The sequence below is a fragment of the Leucobacter soli genome (assembly GCF_042659205.1).
GTDB classification, from domain to species: Bacteria; Actinomycetota; Actinomycetes; order Actinomycetales; family Microbacteriaceae; genus Leucobacter; species Leucobacter soli.
This window is the reverse complement of record NZ_JBHSRW010000392.1, coordinates 1-1,168: the sequence shown is the minus strand read 5'-3', so window position 1 is coordinate 1,168 and position 1,168 is coordinate 1. Positions and strand designations below refer to the sequence as shown.

Below are 1,168 nucleotides of genomic sequence, written 5' to 3'. Positions count from 1 at the left end.
GGCCGCCCGCCCGTGATCCCGGTCGCGGCATGGCCGTCCCCGTCCTCCGCCGCGCTCAGCAGGGCGCCGCGCTCCGCGGCGGAGAGCTCGCGCAGCTCCCCCGATCGCAGCGTGCCGAGGTGCAGCGGCCCGAACTGCCGCCGGACCAGTTCCTCTACCGGATGCCCCACCGCGGCCAGCATCCGACGCACGATGCGGTTGCGGCCGGAGTGCAGCGTGACCTCGACGAGGGAGTGCGACTTCGTGGATCCCCCGGGCAGGATCTTGGCCGCGTCGACGCGGATCGGCCCGTCCTCGAGCTCGATCCCGTCCTTGAGCTGCTGGACGACCGCGGCGGTCACGCGACCGCGGACCTTCGCGACGTAGGTCTTCTGCACCCCGAAACTGGGGTGCGCGAGCCGGTGGGCGAGCTCGCCGTCGTTGGTGAGCACGAGCAGGCCCGAGGTGTCGGTGTCGAGCCGGCCGACGTTGTACAGGCGATCCGGCACGCGGTCCGTGAACTCGCGCAGGTCCGGCCGCCCCTGCTCGTCGCGCATGGTCGAGACCACGCCGCGCGGCTTGTTCAGCACGAAGTAGCGCTTCGACACGTCGAGCTGCACCACCACTCCGTCGACGCGCACCTCGTCGCGCTCGGTGTCGATCCGGCTGCCGAGCTCGAACACGATCTCGCCGTTCACCTCGACGCGTCCGCCCGAGATCAGCGACTCGCAGGCACGGCGCGACGCGACGCCGGCGTTCGCGAGGGCCTTCTGCAGCCGGGGTCGGGTATCGCCCGTGCCGGGATCAGAACTGTTCACCGTCGAACCCGTCCGTCGGATCGTCGAGCATCGGCGCGATCGGCGGCAGCTCGTCGAGGCTCGCGATGCCGAGATGTCCGAGCAGCGCGTCGTCGGTGCCGTAGAGGATCGCCCCGGTCTCCGCGTCGTGGCCGACCTCGGCGATCAGTCCGCGCCCGACCAGGGTGCGCACGACGCTGTCGACGTTGACCGCGCGCACCGAGGCGATGGCCCCGCGCGAGATCGGCTGCCGGTACGCGATGACGGCGAGGGTCTCGAGCGCCGCCTGCGACAGCCGCGCGGGCGACTGCTGCTGCACGAAGTCGGCGACCACGGGGTCGAGGCTGCTCCGCACGTAGAAGCGGTAGCCGCCCGCGACCTCGCGCAGCTCG

Annotated in this window: 2 protein-coding genes; both read right to left on the bottom strand. The window is 72.2% G+C overall.

All coding sequences use genetic code 11. From position 1 onward, the window contains the following. Positions 1-797, bottom strand: a 797-nt coding sequence (locus tag ACFPZL_RS13455; RefSeq protein WP_382335884.1) for a pseudouridine synthase, incomplete at its 3' end; no start/stop codon positions are given. Beyond that, a partial coding sequence (gene scpB, locus ACFPZL_RS13450) for an SMC-Scp complex subunit ScpB (RefSeq protein WP_382335882.1) occupies positions 784-1,168 on the bottom strand: 385 nt, incomplete at its 5' end. The genes ACFPZL_RS13455 and scpB, both read right to left, overlap by 14 nt.